The 18482-nt window shown below is 45.1% G+C and carries 14 protein-coding genes; 9 read left to right on the top strand and 5 right to left on the bottom strand.

The annotated features are described in order from the left end of the window. Positions 1–94: 94 nt before the first annotated feature. From ACS8E3_RS10075 to carA, 5 genes are all read right to left on the bottom strand, one after another. Positions 95–952, bottom strand: a complete 858-nt coding sequence (locus ACS8E3_RS10075) for a hypothetical protein (protein ID WP_439243896.1) — start codon at positions 950–952, stop codon at positions 95–97. A gap of 225 nt (positions 953–1177) precedes the next feature. After that, positions 1178–1654 carry a transcription elongation factor GreA gene (greA, locus tag ACS8E3_RS10080; RefSeq protein ID WP_439243898.1) on the bottom strand — a complete coding sequence of 159 codons (477 nt, stop codon included), beginning with the start codon at positions 1652–1654 and terminating at the stop codon, positions 1178–1180. A 293-nt stretch (positions 1655–1947) separates the two neighbouring features. Then, on the bottom strand, positions 1948–5202 hold the full coding sequence (gene carB, locus ACS8E3_RS10085; protein ID WP_439243899.1) for a carbamoyl-phosphate synthase large subunit: 3255 nt from the start codon (positions 5200–5202) through the stop codon (positions 1948–1950). 71 nt (positions 5203–5273) lie between these two features. Next, positions 5274–6017, bottom strand: coding sequence for a hypothetical protein (locus ACS8E3_RS10090; protein WP_439243901.1), 744 nt, complete (start codon positions 6015–6017; stop codon positions 5274–5276). Further along, a complete protein-coding gene (gene carA / locus ACS8E3_RS10095; RefSeq protein ID WP_439243902.1) occupies positions 6010–7248 on the bottom strand; it encodes a glutamine-hydrolyzing carbamoyl-phosphate synthase small subunit in 1239 nt (412 codons plus the stop codon). The genes ACS8E3_RS10090 and carA overlap by 8 nt, the downstream gene beginning before the upstream one ends. A gap of 715 nt (positions 7249–7963) precedes the next feature. On the opposite strand from carA, the gene ACS8E3_RS10100 reads away from it, so the two are divergent. The 9 genes from ACS8E3_RS10100 (at position 7964) to clpB (ending at position 18449) form a co-directional block, all read left to right on the top strand. Beyond that, positions 7964–8500 (top strand): gamma carbonic anhydrase family protein, encoded by a 537-nt coding sequence (locus ACS8E3_RS10100; protein ID WP_439243904.1) that lies wholly within the window; start codon positions 7964–7966, stop codon positions 8498–8500. A 99-nt stretch (positions 8501–8599) separates the two neighbouring features. Then, positions 8600–9307, top strand: a complete 708-nt coding sequence (locus tag ACS8E3_RS10105; RefSeq protein WP_439243905.1) for an HAD family hydrolase — start codon at positions 8600–8602, stop codon at positions 9305–9307. 138 nt (positions 9308–9445) lie between these two features. Further along, positions 9446–10541 (top strand): peptide chain release factor 2 gene (gene prfB / locus ACS8E3_RS10110; protein WP_439243906.1). Its coding sequence is split into 2 segments (ribosomal slippage): positions 9446–9517 and positions 9519–10541, totalling 1095 coding nucleotides; the frame shifts between segments, so codons are not numbered across the junction. Positions 10542–10608: 67 nt separating this feature from the next. Continuing rightward, the gene (gene ppnP, locus ACS8E3_RS10115; protein WP_439243907.1) at positions 10609–10893 is read left to right on the top strand and encodes a pyrimidine/purine nucleoside phosphorylase; all 285 of its coding nucleotides are present in this window, start codon (positions 10609–10611) and stop codon (positions 10891–10893) included. Between the two features lie 200 nt (positions 10894–11093). Then, a complete protein-coding gene (locus ACS8E3_RS10120; protein WP_439243908.1) occupies positions 11094–12227 on the top strand; it encodes a DNA topoisomerase IB in 1134 nt (377 codons plus the stop codon). A 139-nt stretch (positions 12228–12366) separates the two neighbouring features. Further along, positions 12367–14040 (top strand): AMP-binding protein, encoded by a 1674-nt coding sequence (locus tag ACS8E3_RS10125; protein ID WP_439243910.1) that lies wholly within the window; start codon positions 12367–12369, stop codon positions 14038–14040. Between the two features lie 57 nt (positions 14041–14097). Next, positions 14098–14883, top strand: a complete 786-nt coding sequence (locus ACS8E3_RS10130) for an SDR family NAD(P)-dependent oxidoreductase (protein ID WP_439243912.1) — start codon at positions 14098–14100, stop codon at positions 14881–14883. A gap of 103 nt (positions 14884–14986) precedes the next feature. After that, positions 14987–15556: a L,D-transpeptidase family protein gene (locus ACS8E3_RS10135; RefSeq protein WP_439243914.1), complete on the top strand. Its 570-nt coding sequence runs from the start codon at positions 14987–14989 to the stop codon at positions 15554–15556. A gap of 295 nt (positions 15557–15851) precedes the next feature. Continuing rightward, the gene (gene clpB / locus ACS8E3_RS10140; RefSeq protein WP_439243916.1) at positions 15852–18449 is read left to right on the top strand and encodes an ATP-dependent chaperone ClpB; all 2598 of its coding nucleotides are present in this window, start codon (positions 15852–15854) and stop codon (positions 18447–18449) included. Positions 18450–18482: the final 33 nt, after the last annotated feature.

Here is an 18482-nt window from a genome sequence, read left to right on the forward strand (position 1 = left end):
GTATACGACAACTGTTGTCGTATAATAATCCATAAAAAAAGGCCTTAAAAATTAAGACCTTTAAATTCATAATTTAAGTGTTACAAGCTAAATTTTATTGCACTTTAGCGCGTATCACGACCGTTTGCGGCGTGTTAGCAGGCAGGTTAGCCAAGTTCCACTTGAGAGCTGAATAATTTTCTTGCACGGTCACAGTATTACCGACTTGCTGAATAGTCTGATAGTTATCGCCGCCAGTAGTCGCTAGGGTTGGCAGTGAACTGTTTAGCGACACTACTCTGACGCCATTCGGCAGAGCAACCATAGCATTCACATCATTGATAGGCTGATTGCTATTATTAACATAAGTGGTGTGATATTCGATGATATCACCAGGCTTGATACTATTAGCAGGAACCGCGACATCTCGGCCGCTACTGTCTTTTAGGATTTTCATCACCTTAGTATGAGCATTAACGACACCAGGGGTGTTGAAAGTGGGGTTCAGTTGTAGGGTATCCAAAGTGGTTACTGTCTGACTGGTAACGACTGGGTTGGTCACGATTTGATTATTAACGACAGAAGCTGTTGTCACCGGCGTCATCACTTGGGCAGCAGTATTGATGGGAGTAGTCACTGTCGTCACTGGCGTATTGCCAATTTGTTGGGTGACTTGGCGAGTAGTAGGACCTTTGGTAATGATAGTCGATGAGCCTTGACTGACGGTATAACGCGGCACGTTAGTCACTTGCGTCACTGAATAAGGCATGCCATTTTGCATGGAGATGCCATTGGGGGTGGCGGTAATAGTCGCCGTATTGCCATCAGAGTATTGCTCAACGACAGTGGTGCTGCCTGTCGCGGGTTGATTGATAGTAATCTCAGCAGCGGCATTGGCGCTAAGAGGTAACAGCATTAAGCTTGTCATCGTAGCCGCGAAAACCGTTTTATTAATGATACTGTCCGTGGTCATTATAAAATCCTTAAAGTAAAGTAAACAAACCGTTATTGGCTCAAAAGTTAACTGATTATCTGCTAAATATAAGCGGATTAAATAGTAGTATTGTGTAATTTGCCAAAAGTAAATCAATGGGCATCTACTGCTCTAAAAATATAATAACGCGCATAAAAACACCTCAAAAGATTAAGTAAGATTTAATCAGTTGAGGTGTTTTGAAGAAGCTAAGGCTGAGCTAAATTAGCTATAAATGACTTTCATCACTTCGTATTCAACCACGCCTTTTGGCGTCTCAATACGGGCTTCATCGCCTTCAAATTTACCAATCAAGCCGCGCGCGATAGGCGAGTTGACCGAGATTTTACCTGCTTTGAAGTCCGCTTCGTCATCGCCGACGATCTGGTACTGCTTTTCTTCTTCAGTATCGACGTTTTCGATAACGACGGTGACACCAAACACCACTCGGCCTTCTTTATTCAAGGTTGCCGGATCGATGACTTGAGCGCCGCCAAGCTTAGCTTCAATATCACGGATACGCGCTTCACAAAACCCTTGTTGCTCACGGGCAGCATGATATTCAGCGTTTTCTTTTAGATCACCGTGCTCACGGGCGTCAGCGATAGCGGCGGTAATGCGTGGACGATCAATGGTTTTTAATTGTTTGAGCTCGCTTTCTAAGGCGGCGTGACCTTGCGGAGTCATAGGGTAACGTTGCATGTTTTTTCCTTAAACCAATAACAGCACACCATCTCGTCAGGAGATGGTGCTATGTTGTTGCAATGAGTGTGAAATATAATATGGGGATAAAGCGAGTTAATAAAAGCTAGGTAACAAAAGTTCAATACGTCCCGATCTCACTTGATCAAAGCATAATAAAAAGCATAGTAACAGTGATGCCACTATGCTTTTTTAAAACGGTTAAACTTTTAAAATACGCTTTACGATAGTATCTAATCTACTGAATTTAAGCTGTCAAGTCAATAGTATATAAATACAGGCTGCAAGCGCTATTAAGCAACAGGCTTAGCTTTTGCATGCAAGTCTTGCAGTTTATAAACATCGAAAGGCAAGTCGATAGCGTAAGATTTACAAACGGCTTCAGCGGCGCCTAAGGTGGTGACATAGAAGACCTTACCTAGTAGCGCACTACGGCGAATAGAGAAGGAGTCCTCTTGTGCTTGCTTGCCTTCAGTGGTATTGATGATCAAATCAATCTTGCCGTTTTTGACCGCGTCAACGATATGAGGGCGACCTTCGGTGACTTTGTTAATTTGCTTACAGTTGATGCCATTGTCAGCCAATACCGCTTGTGTGCCAGTTGTCGCTACGATCTCAAAGCCATAGTCTTGTAGCTGACGAGCGACTGGGACGATTTGTTCTTTATCGCTATCACGCACTGAGATAAAGACGGTTTTGGTTTCATCCTGAGTAGGCAGACCCGGCAGACGCTCATTACTACCGATGACCGCTTTATAAAAGGCTTCGCCAAAGGTTTTGCCCACACCCATCACTTCACCTGTCGACTTCATCTCAGGACTCAAGATAGGATCGACGCCCGGGAACTTAGCGAAAGGGAAGACCGACTCTTTTACTGCATAGAAATCAGGTTTGATCTCTTTGGTAAAGCCTTGATCTTGCAGTGACGTACCCGCCATACAACGAGCGGCCACTTGCGCAAGCGAGGTACCTATGCATTTTGAGACAAAAGGTACGGTACGCGCGGCGCGTGGATTGACCTCAAGAATATAAACTGTCTCGCCTTTGACTGCAAACTGCACGTTCATCAAGCCAATGACGCCAAGCTCTTTTGCCATGGCAATGGTTTGCTCGCGCATCACATCACACAGCTCATCTGACAGTGAATAAGGCGGTAATGAGCAGGCCGAGTCACCAGAGTGGACGCCCGCTTGTTCGATATGCTGCATGATACCGCCGATGACCACATCGGTGCCGTCACAAACGCAGTCGACATCGACCTCAACCGCATCATCTAAGAAGCGATCGAGTAGTACTGGCGCTTCATTAGATGCTTGTACAGCGGTGCGCAGATAGTGTTTAAGTTCATCTTCGTTATAGACGATCTCCATGGCGCGTCCGCCGAGCACGTAAGACGGGCGTACCACTAGCGGATAGCCGACGTCTTTAGCTTTGATTAGGCCATCCTCAAGACTAGTGGCTAGCGCGTTAGAGGGCTGAGTTAGATTCAATTGCTGGATCATGTGCTGGAAGCGTTCACGATCTTCAGCGCGGTCGATAGCGTCAGGGCTAGTGCCGATGATCTTGACGCCAGCTTGCTCTAAAGCGCGGGCTAGTTTCAGTGGCGTTTGCCCACCGAATTGCACGATAACGCCATCAGGCTGCTCAATCCGCACAATCTCTAATACGTCCTCTAAAGTGATGGACTCAAAGTAGAGGCGATCAGAGGTGTCATAATCGGTTGAAACCGTTTCTGGGTTACAGTTGACCATGATGGTCTCATAACCGTCTTCGCGCATAGCGAGGGCCGCATGGACGCAGCAATAATCAAACTCAATGCCTTGACCGATACGGTTGGGGCCGCCGCCGATAACCATGATTTTTTTCTTATCCGTCGGATTAGCTTCACATTCGCTATCATAGCTTGAGTACATATAGGCAGTGCTGGTTGCAAACTCTGCCGCCGCGGTATCGACGCGCTTATAGACCGGATGGATACCCAAATCCCAACGTTTAGCGCGTAGCTGCTTTTGTGAGATACCCAGTAGTTTAGCCAGACGCAGATCAGATAAGCCTTTACGCTTAAAGCTACGCAGGTTTTTCTCATTCAAATCGCCAAACCCGAGCTCTTTGACTCTAGCTTCAGTTTTGATAATATCTTCGATTTGTACCAAGAACCAAGGATCGACGTTGGTAAATTTAAATACTTCTTCTACGCTCATGCCGATACGAAAAGCATCGCCGATATAGAAGATACGATCAGGAGTAGGCACTGTTAGACGATTAATAATCTCGCTACGCGCTTTTTCTGGTTTCACTGCCGCTAAGTCGATTTGCTCATCGAAACCATCAGCGCCAGTCTCTAATCCGCGCAGTGCTTTTTGCATAGATTCTTGGAAGTTACGGCCGATAGCCATGACTTCACCGACCGATTTCATCTGCGTCGATAAAATGTTGTCCGCTTGCGGGAACTTCTCAAAGTTAAAGCGCGGTATCTTAGTGACGACATAATCAAGGGTAGGCTCGAAGCTGGCAGGAGTAGCGCCGCCAGTGATATCGTTTTGCAGTTCATCAAGGGTATAACCTACGGCTAGTTTGGCAGCGATTTTGGCAATCGGGAAGCCCGTGGCTTTCGACGCTAGCGCCGAGGAACGCGAGACGCGAGGATTCATCTCAATCACTACCATGCGACCATTTTTCGGGTTGATACCGAACTGCACGTTAGAGCCGCCAGTCTCAACCCCAATCTCACGTAGTACTGCTAGTGAGGCGTTACGCATAATTTGATATTCTTTATCAGTCAAGGTTTGCGCGGGCGCCACAGTGATAGAATCGCCGGTATGTACACCCATCGGATCGAAGTTCTCAATGGTACAGATGATGATACAGTTGTCGTTTTTATCACGCACGACTTCGGTTTCGTACTCTTTCCAGCCGATTAGCGATTCATCGATAAGCAGCTGATGAGTAGGGGATAAGTCAAATCCGCGCTCGCAGATCTCGATAAACTCTTCACGGTTATAAGCGATACCGCCGCCGGATCCGCCCATAGTGTAAGAGGGACGAATGATACACGGGTAGCCCATTTTCTCTTGGGTCGCAAAAGCCTCTTCCATAGTTTCAGCGATTTCAGCGCGCGGACATTCAAGACCGATACGTTTCATCGCCTTGTCAAATAAGTCGCGGTCTTCTGCCATCTCAATCGCATCTTTGGTTGCGCCGATTAGCTCACAGCCGTATTTTTCTAATACGCCATTTCGGTCTAGCTCAAGCGCGCAGTTCAATGCTGTTTGCCCGCCCATTGTAGGCAAAATCGCATCAGGCCGCTCTTTATCAATGATTTGCTCAACGGTTTGCCAAGTGATCGGCTCGATGTAAGTGGCGTCCGCCATGACCGGATCAGTCATGATAGTGGCTGGGTTAGAGTTAACTAAAATAACGCGGTAACCTTCTTCGCGTAAGGCTTTACACGCCTGCGCCCCAGAGTAGTCAAACTCGCATGCTTGACCGATAACGATAGGGCCTGCGCCAATGATAAGAATGCTTTTTATGTCGGTACGTTTTGGCATTTAGATTTGTCCTATTTTGGCGGGTGGGGATTTTAATATTCTTAGATATTTGTATATTTACTAGATTTAACTTAATCAACCTTATTTAATTTAAAGTCACATTTGTTAGCAGCAGTGTTTAAAACTTGTCCTAAGACCGTATTTTGCGAATTTACATTTACTGCGATGAGCTTTGCTAACTCAGAATAGTTAGGATTATTTACAATTTCTCTTATAGCAACTGCGAGTTTAGGTTTCTGTAGACTATGGAGCTGAATTATATAATGATAATCATCATCACCTATTAAACTAGCATGAGATAAGCTATGTAGCTCATAGCTCAACTCCGAATCAATTAGTAATTTTAAATCTTTATGATTTTTCTCAGCAGGCTGACTTTCAATATAATCTCTAGCAATAGCTTCAAATAATTGAATTGTTTGAGGCTCATTAAACTCATTCTTCATACAAATTTTCTTATCAAAATCTAATATACGAATATACGGAGATTTTGGGTTCTGCCAAACATCAACGAAAAATTCTTTAACGTTATAAATATAGACTAGCGTCTTTGCTAATTCTTCAATTTGTTTCTCTTTATCTAATCCTGAGGTAGTAACTAAATTAGATGAATTAGTTTTTTCGTTCTGTTGTTTTAAACGTTCTCTATTTGAACTTTGCAACTGAGCTTGCTCTTCCCGAGCAAGCTGTTGAAGTCGCATTTGCTCCTCGCTTGAGTTTTTATAACTATGATTGCTAGCTTGTGCCGAAATTGGAAGCCAAAGACTTAGGATAAAGGCTATCGCTATTAAAGCTTTGGCATAAAGTTTAAACATTTTTAGCCTTATCCATCATCTGCGCAAACTTAGCAAACAACTCAGCGGCGTCATGCGGGCCGGGGCTGGCCTCGGGATGACCTTGAAAGCTAAACACCGGCTTGTTGATCAGCTCAATGCCTTGGTTGGTGCCGTCAAAAAGTGAACGATGGGTGACTTTGATATTATCCGGCAGGGTGTCTTCATCAACGGCAAATCCGTGGTTTTGACTGGTAATCATCACTGCGCCGGTGTCCAAATCTTGCACCGGATGATTGGCACCGTGATGACCGAACTTCATCTTAACCGTATCGGCGCCGCTGGCAAGGCCGACAAGCTGATGACCTAAGCAGATGCCAAAGGTTGGAATGTCGGTCTCTTCAATGATATGACGGACGCTATCGATAGCATAGCTACAGGCCGCTGGATCGCCAGGGCCGTTCGATAAAAAGATACCATCTGGATTCATCGCCAGCACCTCTTCGATAGGGGTTTGCGCTGGCACGACGGTGACCTTGCAGCCGCGATCGACGAGCATGCGTAGGATATTGGTCTTCGTGCCGAAGTCATAAGCGACCACGTCATATTTGTGCTCGATATGCGTGCCCAGTTGTTTGAAAAAACCACCAGTACCGCTGTCATGGCTACCAGGTGCATCACGATTGAGCAAGGTGTCGGATAACTCCCAAGTACCCGCCGTCCATTCAAAACCTTGGGGATGACTGGCTTCTTTTGCCAAATCCATGCCTTTTAGACCGGCGAATTCTTTTGCGAGTTGTACTGCTTGTTGCTCATCATTAGCGCTGATCTCAAGGCCGTTAGAAGCCGTCATGATACAGCCGTTTTGCGCGCCTTGTTCACGTAATAGACGCGTCAGCTGACGGGTATCAATCTCAGCAATAGCGACGGTATCGTTGCGTTTTAGATAGTCGCTTAATGATTCAGAGCTACGGAAGTTTGAGGTGGACAAAGTGGCATCACGAATGATCAGGCCTTCTGCCCAGACTTTAGTATTGGTATTGCCAGATTCGCTGTCTTCAGAGTTGGTACCAGTATTGCCGATATGAGGATAGGTGAGGGTGACTAATTGACGCGCATAGCTGGGATCGGTTAGGATTTCTTGGTAGCCCGTCATCGCGGTATTGAAGACCACTTCACCGACCCTGTGACCAGAACTACCAATACTGACACCTCGAAAAATCGTCCCATCTGCTAATGCCAAAATTGCTTGTGTTGTCGTCGATGAATTCAAGGATTTGCCTCCGCTATTGATGATGAATGCGCTACTATATCTGTGGGTATTATTTCAGCGGACAATTGATAATTTATACTGATTCAAAGAGTTATAAAACCGCTTGCAGCCAAAATTTTTCCACAAAAAAGCGAGAAGACAGATAGATGAAAAGATACTTAATTCACATGTTGGTGAAGAGTAACTTACATCATGTCCACTCGCTTAGGCACAGATTTTGAGCATTATATAAAAAAACCAGGCAGATAGCTAGACTCATTTACAATTAACGATAGGTAATCATGAGTATTCTCTAGATTACAGTTTAATTCGTGATACTAGAGTTTAATAAGTGATTCAAAGTGTAGATAAAAAGTGCAGATAAATAGAGGTTTAAACTATAAAATTTAACAGTGACGACTTCTAAAGTTGTAAAATAGCCTAAGCAAAAATAAGAGTGCTCTAATTCAGAATATTATTAATTTATAAACCCATTATGCAAAACGACAAATAATATACTTATAAAACGGCTGGATTTTCAGCGATAGCTTTGCCACAATGGATTGCTTTTGCAGTGGGTGTTTTTACTGCCTACTGCTCCAAATGATTTCGCCTTGCAAAAGCCGCCTTAAAACAAGTCAATGCTAACAGGCCGAAGGTTTGCTGCCTATAATAAGCTTATAACAACTATTTTGTACGGACGATAACACAATCATATTATAAACAAGGATAAGTTATGATTTATCAGTATTTAGAAAAAACCCCCGAGTTTGCTGCCCCTTTTAATGGTTGGGTTGCCGATACGGCGCGAGTCATTGGCGATGTTTATTTAGGTCATCAAGCCAGCGTTTGGTTTGGTGCGGTGATTCGCGGTGACAACGAGCGCATTCATATCGGTGACTATAGCAATGTGCAAGAAAATAGCGTGATTCACACTGATGCCGGTATCGAAGTCAAAATCGGCGATTATGTCACTATCGGGCATTTAGCGATGTTACATGGCTGTGAGATCGGCGATAACAGCTTGATTGGTATCGGCGCGGTGGTATTAAATAAAGCCAAGATTGGCAAAAACTGTATTATCGGCGCTAAGGCTTTGGTCACCGAAGGTAAAGAGATCCCGGACAACTCACTAGTGATGGGCGCGCCGGCCAAAGTGGTCAAGACTTTGACTGACGAGCAAGCTGCGATGCTCAAACTCTCAGCCATGCACTACGCAGATCGCTGTCAAAAGTTCAGAACGGGTCTGACTGAGATTCAGGCGCCTGAATAAGCTCTACATCTATTTAAAATCATAAAATTTAATAGTCTTAATAGTAAGCAAGCGCTCTTATTTTAGAGCGTAACTCTTTATCCTCAGTGAGTATGTATTATGAATAAACCTTCTACCCCAATCTCTTCGACCAATCGGACATTAGCTTTGTTTGATTTAGATCATACTTTGCTTGATGTCGATAGCGACTATTTATGGGGAGAGTATATCGTTAAACATGGTTTGGTGGATGAGGCCGAGTATCGTACCGCTAATCAGAAGTTTTATAATGACTATATAGAAGGTACTTTAGATGCGACTGAGTACAATGAGTTTGTCGCGCAGTTTTTGAGTAGTTTACCGATGGACAGGCTTGATGAGTTACGTGAAGACTATATCAAGTCAGAGATTGAGCCGCATATTCGTCCAAAAGCGATGGAAGTCTTGTGTGAACACATCGAGCAAGGTCATGAAGTAGTGATTATCTCAGCGACCAATAACTTTGTGGTATCGGCTATCGCTCAGCGTTTCGGCATCGAAGAGGCTAACGTGTTATCGACGCCGTTGGAGGTTGTCGATGAGCGCTATACCGGTAAATTGGCCGATAAGCCCAACTTTCAAGAAGGTAAGATCTATCATCTCGATAAGTGGCTTGATAAAAAGCAATTAGCGGGCATCGAGTTTGAAAAGACTTATGCTTACTCTGATTCTAAGAATGACATTCCACTATTAGAATGGGCCGATATTGCTGTCTGCGTATCGCCTGATAAAGCTTTACACGCGCATGCATTAGCGCATCGTTGGGCGGTTGAAGACTGGAGTATTTAGCGTTGATTAAAAGTTTAATTTTTTATAGGTCGTTTAAGTCATAATTCACGGCTTAACTTCTATATTACAAGTTATACATAGGCAGTCTTCACTTAATAAAAGTAAAACTCTATAAAAATCAAGACTATAGGAAAACTAATGGAAATTAATCCGTACCAAGAGCAAATCAAAGACTTATCGACGCGTGGACAGGACCTTCGGAGGTATCTTTGACTTCGATGGCAAGCAAGAGCGCTTAGAGGAAGTCAATTTAGAGATGGAGAGTCCGGAGCTGTGGAATGATCCAGAACGCGCCACCAAAATTAGCAAAGAAAAAAGTCAGCTCGATAGTGTCATTGAGATAGTGGTATCGCTTGAAACTACGCTTGAGGATGCAGCAGCGATGCTAGAGCTCGCGGTCGAAGCCGAAGATGAGTCGCTACTTAAAGACGTGCAAAGCGAGCTAGACGACGCTGAAAAGCGTGTGGCTGATTTGGAGTTTCGCCGGATGTTCAGTGGCGAGATGGACCCGAACAACTGCTATCTAGATATTCAATCGGGTAGTGGCGGCACCGAGGCGCAAGATTGGGCGGAGATGCTACTGCGCATGTACACGCGCTGGGCGGAAGCACACGGTTTTAAAGTTGAAGTGATCGAAGTATCTTCAGGTAGTGTCGCCGGTATTAAGTCTGCCACTATTGAGATCAAAGGGGATTATGCTTTTGGCTGGCTACGCACTGAGATTGGCGTGCATCGTTTGGTGCGTAAGTCACCCTTTGATAGTAATAATGGTCGTCATACTTCCTTTGCTGCCGTATTTGTGTCGCCTGAGATTGATGATGATATTGAGATCGATATCAATCCTGCTGACTTGCGTATCGACACTTATCGCTCATCGGGCGCCGGTGGTCAGCACGTCAATACCACAGACTCGGCAGTACGTATCACTCATGAGCCAAGCGGCGTGGTGGTCACTTGTCAGAACGAGCGTAGCCAACATGGTAATAAAGCCACCGCGATGAAGATGCTACGCGCCAAGCTTTATGAGCTTGAAATGCAAAAGCGCATGGAATCGCAGCAAGCGGTGGAAGACAATAAATCTGATGTCGGCTGGGGCAGTCAAATTCGTTCTTATGTACTTGATGATTCGCGTATCAAAGATTTGCGTACTGGGGTTGAGACTTTCAATACCGGCGCGGTACTCGATGGCGATCTCGATCAATTTATTGAGGCTAGTCTCAAAGCGGGATTATAATTTTTATTTTGAAATATTTTTAATGAGATTTTAATATTAATCGTTTGATAAACCTTAAGGAAAAATAATGCCAAGCGTGAATAACTATTTTGATAATAAAGTGACCTCTATCGCCTTTCAAACGTCCACTCTACCTGCGACTGTCGGGGTAATGGAGGTAGGCGAGTACGAATTTGGCACTAGCGAATTTGAAACGATGAGCGTGGTCAGTGGTGCTTTAACCGTTAAGCTGCCAGATAGCGAGGAGTGGCAAACCTTTAACGCTGGCGAGCAATTCACCGTTGAAGCCAATCAAAAATTTAATGTAAAAGTTGAAGTGGAAACGGCTTATTTATGTGTTTATGGCAAATAGTGAGTAAATAAGCGCTTTTAGCAAAACCTCTATTACTATCAAAAACGCCAAGTTCATGCTTGGCGTTTTTTTTATGGTCCACTATTTACACAGCACTACATATTCTCTGTGTCAATTTAACAGTAAAAAGCGCTTGAATTCATTATTCTAAATTATTGGTATTCAACTTTAAAAATAATGAATGATAAGGGTTTTGGTTTATGGCAAATAAGGCTCAAGTACAGGCGGCTCTAAATCTTCGTCATGATTATGAGCGCTTAGCTAAGCAAGCTAAACTACGCTATGTCAGTGATGAGGAGCCAGGATTTGAGCGTCGCCGTCACGGACGCGGCTTTACTTATCGTGATGCAACAGGCAAAACGGTTAAAGACAAAAAATTGCGCCAACGTTTTGAGGCTTTGGTCATTCCGCCTATGTGGTCTGAGGTTTGGATATGCCAACATGAAAACGGTCATCTACAATCAACAGGGCGTGATGATAAGGCGCGTAAGCAGTATCTGTATCATGAGCTGTGGGATAATGTACGCGATCAAGCCAAATTTGAGGCGATGAGAGGCTTTGCGACCGCCTTACCTAATCTGCGCGCGCAAGTTGAAAAGGATCTAGAAACTGAGACTTTATCACATGATAATGTTCTCGCTGCGGTAGTCAAATTGCTAGAGACTACTTTGATCCGCATTGGCAATAGTCGCTATGCTAAGCTAAACAAAAGCTATGGTCTTAGTACTTTGCGCAGTAAGCATGTGAGTGAAACAGAGAATGGCTTGGCCTTCGATTTCGTCGGCAAAAGTGCCAAAGCGCATCATATCGAGCTGCAAGATGAGCGCCTAATCGACATTGTGCAGGCCTGCTCTGAGCTGCCCGGGTATCAGATATTTAAATACTTAGATGATAATGGCGACAAACGCGTTGTGGATAGCTCTGATATTAATGAGTATCTGCGTCAGCATCTGTGTGAGGATAGCGAGGCCGCCTCGGACTGCGTGAGCAGACTTTATAGCGCTAAAGACTTTCGCACTTGGATGGCCAGTGTACTGGCAGCTAGTTATTTATATGATGAGCTACAAAACGATAACGGCGAAGAGATTCTAGCGAGCGCGCCTGATAGTAAGCTGCGGCAAGAGTTAGTTACCGAGATGGTCAAGGATGTCGCTGAAGAATTAGGTAATACGCCAAGCGTCTGTCGTAGCTCCTATATTAATCCTATTATCATTGAGAAGTTCTTAGCAGGAGAATTCTATGAGGATTATAAACACGCTCGGCGCGGACGCAGAAAAAAGCATCAAAGCAGCGAGGAAAAAGCCTTACTCGGGTTTTTACATGGCTTAAAGTAGGGCTTGTTGAAATAAAACTAGAAATGCGTTACTAATAGAGCAAGTTATCAAAGTATGTCAAAGTACTTCGTAGCTTATAACTTTTAATAATGATCGCTCAAGCCTACGCGCTTGCCGGCTACTGCTAAAGGATTAGCCTATGACCTCAATCACCTCTTCTTCAAAAGACTATTACGAGTATTATAATACCTTCAATATGTCGTCACTGCTGACAGAAATATTTGGCGATTATCCGGAGGATCGTCTCAATGCCTACATGGCTTGTTGTGGTCGTCATATTCGAGCAGGACAAGGCAACAAGATAGCGCTAGTACAAGAAGATACTGCTAATAACATTACTCGTATCAGCTTCGATGAGCTCGATAAAGCCAGTGCGCAAGTGGCCAATCTATTACAGTCTTATGGCGTAAAAGTAGGTGATCAAGTCGCTACTATGTTGCCTCGCACACCCGAGCTACTGATTATTGTGCTTGCTACTTGGCGCATTGGGGCAGTCTATCAGCCGTTATTTACCGCCTTTGGCTATGATTCGATTAAGTATCGAATGGATAAAGCAAAAACCAAAGTCGTATTTACCAACAGCGACAACCGTAGTAAGTTTGCCGACTTAGCGCAGCAGACAAAGATGGTACTAGTTGGGAATAGGGATGAAGCCCAAAAGTGGCCTGAAGATGATTATAATGAGAGTGTCGCTCAGCAAGCGCAAAGCTTTGAGCCAGTAGTCTTAGATACTGACGCGCCCTTTCTGCAAATGTTTACCTCCGGCACAGTAGGTAAGTCTAAAGGCGTCAGCGTACCGTTAGCTGCGCTGCCAGCATTTTATCTTTATATGCGTTATGCGATTGACTTACAAGAGTCTGATAATTATTGGAACATGGCCGATCCGGGCTGGGCTTATGGTCTTTATTATGCGATTACTGGGCCATTATTATTGGGTATGACCACTCATTTTAATGAAGCAGGCTTCGATGCTACTGATACCCGCGACTTTATGCTGCGTCACAACATTACTAATTTAGCCTCATCACCGACTGCTTTTCGCATGATGAAGTCGAGTGGTGTTTTTAAAAGAACGTCTGATGATGATAACGATGAGCAACCTTCATTACGCGTTGCCAACTCTGCAGGCGAGACTTTGAATACCGAGGTAGTTAGTTGGGTTGAGAGCCATCTAGGCTGCAAGGTTTGTGATCAGTACGGACAGACGGAGACTGGCATGACTTGCTGCGAGCATCATGCCCTACATCATAAGTGTCCAGTAGGTTCGATGGGTATGGCGCTGCCTGGTCACCGCTTAGTCGTATTAGATGAGGATATGCAAGTGCTCCCTGATGGCGAGCAAGGACAACTGGCTGTAGTAGTCAGTCAGTCGCCGGCCTTTTATTTTCGAGGTTATAGTTGGAATGAGAAGCAAGCTTTCGTTGATGATTACTATCTCACTGGCGATGTGGTTGAACGCCATAGTGATGGTACTTATTGGTTCTCTGGGCGTGACGATGATATTATCGTCACCGCCGGTTATCGCGTAGGACCAACGGATGTCGAAAACACGGTATTAGAACACGATGCCGTTGCTGAGTCAGCGGCAGTCGGCATCGCTGATGAGGCACGAGGTCATATCATTAAATCTTTTGTGGTACTAAAAGAAGGTGTCGAAGGTAATGATGAGCTTGCAGAGCAGATCAAAGCCTTGGTAAAAGAGCGCCTATCCGCTCATGCTTATCCTCGTCAGGTCGAATTTGTGGATTTCCTGCCTAAAACGCCGAGTGGCAAAATACAGCGTTTTTTATTACGTAGCTTAGCCGACAGCTGAACGAGCGACTAGGTAAACTCACTGAGAATAAAATTCAAAAATAATTAAGGAAGAACTATGCAAATACAAGGTAATAGCTTTTTAGTCACCGGCGGCGCATCAGGATTAGGCAAAGCGGCTGTACGCGCGATTGTTAATCAAGGTGGTAACGTCATCATAGCGGATCTCAACGAAGACGCTGGGCAAGCACTGGCTGGTGAGCTGGGTGACAAGGCGCGCTTTGTGCGCTGCGATATCACTAGTGGCGATGACGTCCAAGCGGCTGTTGAAAGGGCTGAAAAGGAATTTGGCAGTATTGAAGGTTCAATTAACTGTGCAGGCATTGGAGTTGTCCAAAAGCTATTGGATCGTGAGAATAATCCAGCCGATCTTGATGAGTTCACGCGCGGCGTCACGATTAATCAAGTCGGCTCATTTAATGTGGCACGCTTAGTCGCGGCGAGTATTGCTAAGCGCGTAGCAGCTAACGCCAGCCTTGATAGTGAACAAAATGCTGATAACGGTATCATTATCAATACTGCTTCTATCGCCGCTTTCGACGGTCAAGTAGGACAGGCAAGTTACGCGTCTTCTAAAGCAGGCGTGGTCGGCATGATGTTGCCGCTAGCGCGTGAGCTGACTCGTCATGGTATCCGCGTCATGACGATTGCACCAGGCGTGTTTGCGACCCCAATGATGCAGAGCTTACCTGAGAAAGCACGTACCCAGCTTGAGGCTGCCGTACCTTATCCTAAGCGTTTGGGCGCGCCTGATGAGTTTGCTAAGCTGGTTACTCATATCATCGACAACCCTTATCTGAATGGCGAAGTGATTCGCATCGATGGTGCGATACGTATGGTATAAAGGGTTAAGTCGTATCTCAACTTAATTCATAATTCTTGCACAAACCTTGGCATAGATTGTTGTTATCTTATGACTAATTTTTAGTTTTAAGAGAACAAAGTCTATGTCATTTTTATTTCCAACTACTCATAACAAACGCTTGCCGTTATTGGCTGTTATGACCCTTATCCTTATAACCCTGATTGGCTTAAGTGCTATAGTCTTTGCAAAAGATTCTGCAAAACTTAGCCAGCCTATACCCAGTGATGTCACTATCGATAAAGTCTATGTCGATAAGTCCGAGCGGGTATTAAAGCTATTGAGTGAGGATAAAGTCGTGAAAAGCTATCATATTGCTTTAGGCGACAGCCCAGCGGGTCATAAGCGCCAAGAGGGCGACGAGCGTACGCCGACAGGTAATTATAAGCTCGATTATAAAAATGAAAACTCTAGCTACTATCGCTCCATTCATGTGAGCTATCCCAATAGTACGGACAAAGCACAAGCCAAAAAACGCGGGGTCAGTGCAGGCGGTGATATTATGATTCATGGACAAAAAAATGGTCTTGGTCATTTGGCTACTATTACGCAGCAGCGCGATTGGACGGATGGCTGCATTGCCGTGACTGATGATGAGATGGATGAGATTATGAGTATTTATAAAGCAGGAATGCCGATTGAAATTGTAGAGTAGCTTTATCATCTCATTAGCTATCTATAGCGTTTGTTCTTGATAGAGCAAGCGCTTTTTTATTAGCAATAAATTTTTATTTAGGTACTGATTTTTTCTCTAAAATTTCTTGAAATAGAGCACATAAACACTTATTAATGAATAAACGTTTATATCATTGCTATTAGTAAGGTTTTTATCGTTTTATCGCTTGAAATGACGGCCACTATACCTTATATAGATAGCAACCAAAGGCAAATAGGCTAACCTAATACTTATAAAAGCCTGTTGCCATAATAAATTATCGAAGGATTAAAATATGAGATTTGAGAAGTTTACGCAGAAACTGCAATCTGCCATTCAAGAAGCGCAAAGTCTGGCGTTAGGCCGTGATAATACCGGTATTGATCCGGTGCATTTATTAGCAGTGTTATTGCAAGATGAGTCAAATATAGCGATTTGTCAGCAGGCGGGCGCATCTATTCCGGCGCTCAAGAACGGCGTGGCTAAAGCGCTTGATAATCAGGCTACCATCAGCGATCCAACAGGCGATGTCAATCTAAACCCAAACTCGGTGAAGATTTTGAACTTAGCCGATCGCCAAGCGCAAAAAGAAGGCGATGATTTTATTGCGACTGAATGGGTGCTTTTGGCACTGGCTGAGCAAGGCGAGACTAAGAAGATATTTGAGAGTGCCGGGGTTACCGCGGATAGGCTAAAGACAGTGATTGAACAGCTACGCGGTGATGAAACTGTCAATAACCAAAACGCTGAAGATCAACGCGACGCGCTCAATAAATATACTATCAATCTAACTGAACAAGCCGAGATGGGGAAACTCGATCCGGTCATCGGCCGTGATGAAGAGATACGCCGTACCATTCAAGTGCTCTCGCGCCGGACCAAAAATAACCCGGTGCTGATCGGTGAGCCAGGCGTTGGTAAAACTGCTATCGTAGAGGGCCTCGCGCAAAAAATTATCAATGGCGATGTGCCAGAAGGTCTGCGTCGTAAAGAAGTATTATCGCTAGATTTGGGCGCGCTTATTGCCGGTGCTAAGTTCCGCGGTGAGTTCGAAGAGCGCCTCAAAGGCGTGCTTAGCGATTTGGCCAAGCAAGAAGGTAATGTCATCTTATTTATCGATGAGCTGCATACTATGGTTGGCGCCGGTAAAGCCGACGGCGCGATGGACGCTGGCAATATGCTCAAGCCTGCGCTCGCCCGCGGTGAGCTACACTGCGTTGGCGCAACGACGCTAGATGAGTACCGCCAATACATCGAAAAAGATGCGGCATTGGAGCGCCGTTTCCAAAAAGTGCTCGTTGATGAGCCAAGCGTTGAAGATACCATTGCCATTCTACGTGGTCTCAAAGAGCGTTATGAGCTGCATCACGGGGTCGATATTCAAGACAGTGCTATTATTGCCGCGGCGCGCATGAGTCATCGTTATATTACCGATCGCAAACTGCCAGATAAAGCCATTGACTTAGTTGACGAGGCGGCAAGCCGTCTGCGCATGGAGATGGATAGTAAGCCTGAGGCTTTAGGTAAGCTTGATAGCCGTCTGATTCAGCTCAAGATGCAGCGCGAAGTACTCAAAAACGAAGAAGATGCTGGCGCGCAAGCGGAGCGTAAAGTGCTCAATCAGCAGATTGAAGAGCTTGAGAAAGAGTACGCTGATCTCAACGAAATTTGGCAAGCCGAAAAAGCGCTGGTTAAAGGTAGTCAGCAGCTCAAAGACGAGCTGGACAAAGCGCGTATCGCTTATGATAAAGCGAGCCGAGAAGGCGATTATGAGACCATGAGTCGCTTACAGTATGAGACCATTCCGCAGCTAGAACGCCGTATTACCGAGTCGGATTTAGCGGAACAAGAAGAGCAAGCAGATGACGCGATAGGCGGCAAGCTGCTGCGCACAAAGGTTACCGATAATGAGATTGCCGAAGTGGTCAGCGCGGCTACGGGTATCCCGGTCAGTAAAATGATGCAAGGCGAGCGCGATAAACTGCTAGCGATGGAAGATAAACTGCATGAGCGTGTGATCGGTCAAGATGAAGCGGTAGAGTCGGTCGCTAATGCGGTGCGTCGTAGCCGAGCGGGGTTGTCTGACCCAAATCGTCCTTCAGGCTCGTTTTTGTTCCTTGGGCCAACGGGGGTTGGTAAAACGGAGCTGACTAAATCGCTAGCGAATTTCTTATTTGATAGTGAAGATGCACTGGTTCGTATCGATATGAGTGAGTATATGGAGAAGCATAGCGTCAGCCGTTTAGTTGGTGCGCCTCCTGGTTATGTCGGTTATGAAGAAGGCGGTACTTTGACTGAAGCAGTACGCCGTAAGCCTTATAGCGTCGTGCTATTCGATGAAGTCGAAAAAGCCCATCCCGATGTGTTTAACATTTTGTTGCAAGTGCTCGATGATGGTCGCTTGACCGACTCGCAAGGCCGAGTAGTGGATTTCAAAAACACGGTGATCATCATGACTAGTAACTTAGGCTCGCACAAGATTCAAGAGATGGTCGGCGAGAGCTATGACGATATCAAGTCGGAGGTGATGGATTCAGTCGGCGAGCATTTCCGTCCAGAGTTCGTTAACCGTATCGATGAGATTGTGGTCTTCCATGCGTTAGGGCAGGCGCAAATGGCGGGTATCGCTGATATTCAGATGGAGCGTCTACGCGATCGCTTGCAAGAGCGCGAGCTAGATATTACTTTATCTGATGAAGCGATGAGTCAACTAGTAGCGGTCGGCTATGATCCAGTGTATGGTGCACGTCCGCTGAAACGTGCTATCCAGCAAGAGATCGAAAACCCATTGTCGTTGCGACTATTAGCAGGTGACTTTGTCGCCGGCGACATTATTAAAGTCGATGTCGGCCAAGATGATAAATTGACTTTTGATAAGCTTAGAATGAGCTAATAGCCATTTTAAATTGAGAGTTGATTTCTAAGC

This window comes from Psychrobacter sp. 2Y5 (assembly GCF_051847375.1).
Lineage (GTDB): Bacteria > Pseudomonadota > Gammaproteobacteria > Pseudomonadales > Moraxellaceae > Psychrobacter.

Excerpts from the sequence above, each read along its gene's own strand:
- ACS8E3_RS10075 (WP_439243896.1), bottom strand. The coding sequence starts at position 952 with ATGACCACGGACAGTATCATTAATAAAACGGTTTTCGCGGCTACGATG.
- greA (WP_439243898.1), bottom strand. The coding sequence starts at position 1,654 with ATGCAACGTTACCCTATGACTCCGCAAGGTCACGCCGCCTTAGAAAGC.
- carB (WP_439243899.1), bottom strand. The coding sequence starts at position 5,202 with ATGCCAAAACGTACCGACATAAAAAGCATTCTTATCATTGGCGCAGGC.
- ACS8E3_RS10090 (WP_439243901.1), bottom strand. The coding sequence starts at position 6,017 with ATGTTTAAACTTTATGCCAAAGCTTTAATAGCGATAGCCTTTATCCTA.
- ACS8E3_RS10100 (WP_439243904.1), top strand. The coding sequence starts at position 7,964 with ATGATTTATCAGTATTTAGAAAAAACCCCCGAGTTTGCTGCCCCTTTT.
- ACS8E3_RS10105 (WP_439243905.1), top strand. The coding sequence starts at position 8,600 with ATGAATAAACCTTCTACCCCAATCTCTTCGACCAATCGGACATTAGCT.
- ppnP (WP_439243907.1), top strand. The coding sequence starts at position 10,609 with ATGCCAAGCGTGAATAACTATTTTGATAATAAAGTGACCTCTATCGCC.
- ACS8E3_RS10120 (WP_439243908.1), top strand. The coding sequence starts at position 11,094 with ATGGCAAATAAGGCTCAAGTACAGGCGGCTCTAAATCTTCGTCATGAT.
- ACS8E3_RS10125 (WP_439243910.1), top strand. The coding sequence starts at position 12,367 with ATGACCTCAATCACCTCTTCTTCAAAAGACTATTACGAGTATTATAAT.
- ACS8E3_RS10130 (WP_439243912.1), top strand. The coding sequence starts at position 14,098 with ATGCAAATACAAGGTAATAGCTTTTTAGTCACCGGCGGCGCATCAGGA.
- ACS8E3_RS10135 (WP_439243914.1), top strand. The coding sequence starts at position 14,987 with ATGTCATTTTTATTTCCAACTACTCATAACAAACGCTTGCCGTTATTG.
- clpB (WP_439243916.1), top strand. The coding sequence starts at position 15,852 with ATGAGATTTGAGAAGTTTACGCAGAAACTGCAATCTGCCATTCAAGAA.